The 1,179-nt window shown below is 51.5% G+C and carries 1 protein-coding gene and 1 pseudogene; both read left to right on the forward strand.

The window, feature by feature from the left end; genetic code table 11:
• Positions 1–85: 85 nt before the first annotated feature.
• A complete protein-coding gene (locus tag FQK12_RS00120) occupies positions 86–1,075 on the forward strand; it encodes a DNA-directed RNA polymerase subunit alpha (RefSeq protein WP_002919219.1) in 990 nt (329 codons plus the stop codon).
• Between the two features lie 40 nt (positions 1,076–1,115).
• Positions 1,116–1,179 (forward strand): annotated as a pseudogene (gene rplQ, locus FQK12_RS00125) (50S ribosomal protein L17); the annotation flags it as partial.

Here is a 1,179-nt window from a genome sequence, read left to right on the forward strand (position 1 = left end):
CGTTCTGATCTGTCTGCGGACATTAACGAACACCTGATCGTCGAGCTTTACTCCAAGTAAAGCTTAGTACCAAAGAGAGGACACAATGCAGGGTTCTGTGACAGAGTTTCTAAAACCGCGCCTGGTCGATATCGAGCAAGTGAGTTCGACGCACGCCAAGGTGACCCTTGAACCTTTAGAGCGTGGCTTTGGCCATACTCTTGGTAACGCACTGCGCCGTATTCTGCTCTCATCGATGCCGGGTTGCGCGGTGACCGAGGTTGAGATTGATGGTGTACTTCATGAGTACAGCACCAAAGAAGGCGTTCAGGAAGATATCCTTGAAATCCTGCTCAACCTGAAAGGGCTGGCGGTGAGAGTTCAGGGTAAAGATGAAGTTATCCTTACTTTGAACAAATCTGGCATTGGCCCTGTGACCGCAGCCGACATTACCCATGACGGTGATGTCGAAATCGTCAAGCCGCAACATGTGATCTGCCACCTGACCGATGAGAACGCAGCTATTAGCATGCGTATCAAAGTTCAGCGCGGTCGCGGTTATGTGCCGGCTTCTGCCCGAATTCATTCGGAAGAAGATGAGCGCCCAATCGGCCGTCTGCTGGTCGACGCATGCTACAGCCCTGTAGAGCGTATTGCCTACAATGTTGAAGCAGCGCGTGTAGAACAGCGTACCGACCTGGACAAGCTGGTCATCGAAATGGAAACCAACGGCACAATCGATCCTGAAGAGGCGATTCGTCGTGCGGCAACCATCCTGGCAGAACAACTGGAAGCTTTCGTTGATTTACGTGATGTACGTCAGCCGGAAGTGAAAGAAGAGAAACCAGAATTCGATCCGATCCTGCTGCGCCCTGTTGACGATCTCGAATTGACTGTCCGCTCTGCTAACTGCCTTAAGGCAGAAGCTATCCACTATATCGGTGATCTGGTACAGCGTACCGAGGTTGAGTTGCTGAAAACGCCGAACCTGGGTAAAAAATCTCTTACTGAGATTAAAGACGTGCTGGCTTCACGTGGTTTGTCTCTGGGCATGCGCCTGGAAAACTGGCCACCGGCAAGCATTGCTGACGAGTAACCGGATCACAGGTTAAGGTTTTACTGAGAAGGATAAGGTCATGCGCCATCGTAAGAGTGGTCGTCAACTGAACCGCAACAGCAGCCATCGCCAGGCTATGTTCC

It is taken from the genome of Klebsiella sp. ME-303 (assembly GCF_007910085.1).
Lineage (GTDB): Bacteria > Pseudomonadota > Gammaproteobacteria > Enterobacterales > Enterobacteriaceae > Klebsiella > Klebsiella michiganensis.